This is a genomic window from Shewanella sp. BC20, assembly GCF_003129585.1.
Taxonomy (GTDB): domain Bacteria; phylum Pseudomonadota; class Gammaproteobacteria; order Enterobacterales; family Shewanellaceae; genus Shewanella; species Shewanella seohaensis.
Window position 1 is genome coordinate 1 of sequence record NZ_NHRI01000036.1, and the last position, 4135, is coordinate 4135.

Consider the following 4135-nt stretch of genomic DNA (forward strand, 5'->3'; position numbering starts at 1 on the left):
TTGGTGACAATAGCATTGTGGTCCCACCTGATCCCATCCCGAACTCAGAAGTGAAACGCAATCGCGCCGATGGTAGTGTGGGGTCTCCCCATGTGAGAGTAGGTCATCGCCAAGCGCCTAATTAAACAATGAAGCCAGCTGTATAAGCTGGCTTTTTTGTTTTTCGTATTTGGCATTTGGCGTTCTTAACTGTCACTTCCACTGTTGTTTTTACTCTTGTTCAAGATCTTGCTTCATTACTTATCTGCTTTTACCGATCTACCTCAGTTTGCTGCAATTCTAGGGTGAAGCGTTTACAATGTCGCTTTTGTCGCGGCAGAACATCACCATGTCTTTTCCATATTCGCTAAAGCCGTTTAATACTTTTGGCGTGGATCAATCTTGCTTATCCATGATTGAAGCCCATTCTAAGGCAGAGCTGCAATCGACCTGCTTATCCTTATATCAGTCTAAGCGACCTATGCTTGTCCTCGGCGGCGGCAGCAATATCGTATTCACCGATGATTTTAATGGCACCGTAGTGCGTGTGTTGACTAAGGGTATTTCCTGCTCTGAAGATGACTCTCACTTTTACCTTGCCGTTGAGGCGGGTGAGAACTGGCATGAATTAGTTCAGTTCAGCTTAAATCAGAATATGCCAGGTCTTGAGAACTTAGCGCTTATCCCTGGCACTGTTGGTGCAGCACCGATCCAAAACATCGGCGCCTATGGTGTAGAGCTTTGCGATATTTGTGATTGGGTCGAATATCTGGATCTCGAGTCAGGTAACTTGCTAAAGCTTACAGTCGATGAGTGTAAGTTTGCCTATCGGGAGTCGATATTTAAAGGCAGCTTACGCGACAAAGCTGTGATTACCGCCGTTGGTTTGCGCCTCCCTAAAGCTTGGCAACCGAAATTGGCCTATGGTCCGTTGCAATCATTTAACGCTGAGACGGTGACCCCAAGGGAGATTTTTGAGCGTGTCTGTGAGGTGAGGAGCGAAAAGCTACCCAACCCTGAAGAACTCGGTAATGCAGGTAGCTTCTTTAAGAATCCTATCGTAAGCGCGGCGACTTATATGCAGCTTGCTGCGCGTTTCCCGAGTATTGTCGGTTATGCTCAACCCACTGGAGAGGTTAAACTGGCTGCGGGTTGGCTGATTGAGCACGCGGGTCTTAAGGGCTTTGCCCTTGGGAACGCGGGAGTGCATGCGAAGCAAGCCTTAGTATTAGTCAATTTAGGCCATGCAACTGGCCAAGATATTTGTCGATTAGCATTACATGTTATTACGCGAGTGAATGAGGTATTTGGCGTTAAGTTAGAAGCCGAGCCAAGAATTATGGGATTAACAGGGGAGACGAGTCTCGATGTCTGATAACTGGATGAGAAAACGCGAAATACTGGGATTACTGTCGAGCGAACATTTTGTCTCGGGTGAAGAGTTGGCGACACAACTGGGTATTTCTCGTGCGGCGGTGAGCAAGCATGTCGATGCTTTGGAAGACTATGGCGTGGCGATTTACAGTGTCAAAGGTCGTGGTTACAAATTAGCGAACCCCATCTCTCTTATCGACTCGACTCGGTTAATTCAGTCGATTGATAATCGTTGCTTTTATTTTGATGAGATCCCAAGCACCAACGGTTTTATGTTAAGCCATACGGGTGAGCTTAAGAGTGGCGACCTGTGTGTCGCGGAATACCAGTCGGCAGGACGAGGTCGCCGTGGCCGTACTTGGGTTTCTCCCTATGGGCATCATTTATATTTCTCGCAGTTTTGGTCATTCCCCCAAGGGATGGCGCAGGCAATGGGCTTAAGCCTTGTTGTGGCTTGTAGCTTAGTCGAGGTATTGAAGTCCTTTGGCGTGGATAATATCGGCGTGAAATGGCCAAACGATATTTACCTTAATTATAAAAAGCTTGCTGGAATTTTAATTGAGATGTCAGGTCAGGCGGATAGCGAGTGCCAATTGATCATTGGTATTGGTGTCAACATGGCCATGTCGGAAGACCAAGGAAAAAGTATAGATCAGCCTTGGAGCGATCTATCCGCCTTAGCGACTATGCCAAATAAAACGGATCTCGTGATTGCGCTGCAAAAGCAGCTTAAGAAAGATATTCAACTATTTGAGCGCGAAGGATTAGCAGCATTCAAAATGCGTTGGCAAGCGGCTGATTTATTCTATGGCAAAGAGATCCGTCTACTCATGGGTGAAAATCATGTTGAGGGTATTTGCCGCGGCGTCGACGAACAGGGTGCAGTAGTACTTGAAACCGCCGATGGCACACAGGCATACATCGGCGGCGAAATCAGTTTAAGGCCGAGATAGGCTATTTGCGCAGCAATACGTGGGACATCAAGTGATCCTGGCCTTTTTGCAGGATCAGATGTGCCCGCTCTCTTGTCGGCTGGATATTGAGTTGTAAATTGGGGCCGTTGATAGTGTCCCAAATCTTCGCCGCAATCACATTCGCCTCATCATCTGTTAGGCTGGCGTAGTGATGGAAATACGACTTTTCATCACTAAAGGCGCCTTTACGGAATTGCAAAAAGCGCTCCTGATACCACTGCTTTAATAAGTGCTCTTCGGCATCGACGTAAATAGAGAAGTCGACAAAGTCGGAGACGAAAGGGCGGCGTATATCTACCGGTGAATCTAAACCAGTTTGCAGTACATTAAGCCCTTCAAGGATCAAAATATCGGGCTGAGAAACCGTTTGATGCTGGCCGCGAATACGATCGTAAGTCACGTGGGAATAGATAGGCGCATTCACATGGGCCTGCCCGGATTTTACCGCCGAAATAAATTCGACCAACATCTTCATGTCGTAACTTTCAGGAAAGCCTTTACGCTGTAAAAGGCCCTTGCGCTTTAAGTCGGCCAAAGGATACAGAAAACCATCGGTAGTCACTAAATCGACCTTAGGATGCTCAGGCCAGTGGCGCAGCAATGCTTGTAAAATACGCGCTGTGGTACTTTTGCCCACCGCAACGCTGCCAGCGATACTAATGATATAAGGGCTGCTCGAGGGTTTTTGGCCAAGAAACTCATCCAAGACTAAGCCACGTTGTTGCTTCGATTTTACGATGAGATTGAGTAACCGGCTGAGAGGCAAGTAAATATCGGTTACTTCAGAGAGGGAAACCTTCTCATTAATACCTCGCAAATTTTCCAAGTCTTGTTCACTCAGTGTCATTGGCACTGCGTCCCGTAAAACAGACCATTGCGCGCGCTCAAAGGCAAGATAGAGTGCTTTTTGAATTGGATTTTTTGACGTCATTGGCTTTCCTCGGCTTAGGGATCGCACAGTACACCATGACTTAAGTATCGACAATATAAAATCTATTCTCGATGCCCCGTTTGTTTGTCTCGCTTGAGTATTCGCAGAATAATTGCACGACAGCCTAGGTTTAAGTGTAAAAAAGCATCATTTGATTGCTTTTTTTAAACAAATCGTCGATTTTTGCTTGCACTTGGGCACACATTTACCTAATATCCCGTTCCGAAATGATTTGCCGGCATAGCTCAGTTGGTAGAGCAACTGACTTGTAATCAGTAGGTCCCGAGTTCGACTCTTGGTGCCGGCACCATTTTACTGGAGGGGTTCCCGAGTGGCCAAAGGGATCAGACTGTAAATCTGACGGCTCCGCCTTCGAAGGTTCGAATCCTTCTCCCTCCACCATTTTCTAGGTAGTTAGGTAGCCTTAGTTAGGTTGCGCGGGCATCGTATAATGGTATTACTCCAGCCTTCCAAGCTGATAACGCGGGTTCGATTCCCGCTGCCCGCTCCAAATTTAGTTGCTGATATGGCTCAGTTGGTAGAGCACACCCTTGGTAAGGGTGAGGTCGGCAGTTCGAATCTGCCTATCAGCACCAGCCTTTCTAAATTAAGCTCCTATACCTAAATAATCGGTTCGATGTCATTTATATGCATCGGATTTTTTCTATATGTATGTTTTCATCACCAAGACTCTTGGATTGAGGCAATACCATGGCAAAAGCTAAATTTGAACGTAATAAGCCCCATGTTAACGTGGGCACCATCGGTCACGTTGACCATGGTAAAACCACTCTGACTGCAGCTATCTCTCACGTACTGGCTAAGACCTACGGTGGCGAAGCTAAAGACTTCTCTCAAATCGATAACGCTCCAGAAG

General features: G+C 46.8%; 4 protein-coding genes, 4 tRNA genes and 1 rRNA gene. 8 read left to right on the forward strand and 1 reads right to left on the reverse strand.

From position 1 onward, the window contains the following. The 3 genes from rrf to birA all read left to right on the forward strand — a co-directional run bounded on the left by rrf (window position 1) and on the right by birA (window position 2306). Window positions 1–115 (forward strand): 5S ribosomal RNA (gene rrf, locus CBX96_RS21320). A gap of 213 nt (window positions 116–328) precedes the next feature. Then, complete coding sequence (gene murB, locus CBX96_RS21325; RefSeq protein WP_109287993.1) at window positions 329–1354, forward strand: UDP-N-acetylmuramate dehydrogenase; 1026 nt, start codon at window positions 329–331, stop codon at window positions 1352–1354. Continuing rightward, window positions 1347–2306, forward strand: coding sequence for a bifunctional biotin--[acetyl-CoA-carboxylase] ligase/biotin operon repressor BirA (birA, locus tag CBX96_RS21330; RefSeq protein ID WP_109287991.1), 960 nt, complete (start codon window positions 1347–1349; stop codon window positions 2304–2306). The genes murB and birA overlap by 8 nt, the downstream gene beginning before the upstream one ends. 1 nt (window position 2307) lies before the next feature. Here the strand turns inward: birA and coaA are convergent, their stop codons facing one another. Then, on the reverse strand, window positions 2308–3258 hold the full coding sequence (gene coaA / locus CBX96_RS21335) for a type I pantothenate kinase (RefSeq protein WP_109287992.1): 951 nt from the start codon (window positions 3256–3258) through the stop codon (window positions 2308–2310). 234 nt (window positions 3259–3492) lie between these two features. On the opposite strand from coaA, the gene CBX96_RS21340 reads away from it, so the two are divergent. The 5 genes from CBX96_RS21340 to CBX96_RS21360 form a co-directional block, all read left to right on the forward strand. Continuing rightward, a tRNA-Thr gene (locus CBX96_RS21340) sits at window positions 3493–3568 on the forward strand. Between the two features lie 7 nt (window positions 3569–3575). Continuing rightward, window positions 3576–3660: transfer RNA gene (locus CBX96_RS21345), tRNA-Tyr, on the forward strand. A gap of 35 nt (window positions 3661–3695) precedes the next feature. Continuing rightward, window positions 3696–3769, forward strand: a tRNA-Gly gene (locus CBX96_RS21350). Window positions 3770–3778: 9 nt separating this feature from the next. Then, window positions 3779–3854 (forward strand) — tRNA-Thr (locus tag CBX96_RS21355). 115 nt (window positions 3855–3969) lie between these two features. Beyond that, the coding region (locus tag CBX96_RS21360) for a GTP-binding protein (protein ID WP_248969096.1) at window positions 3970–4135 on the forward strand (166 nt) is incomplete at its 3' end.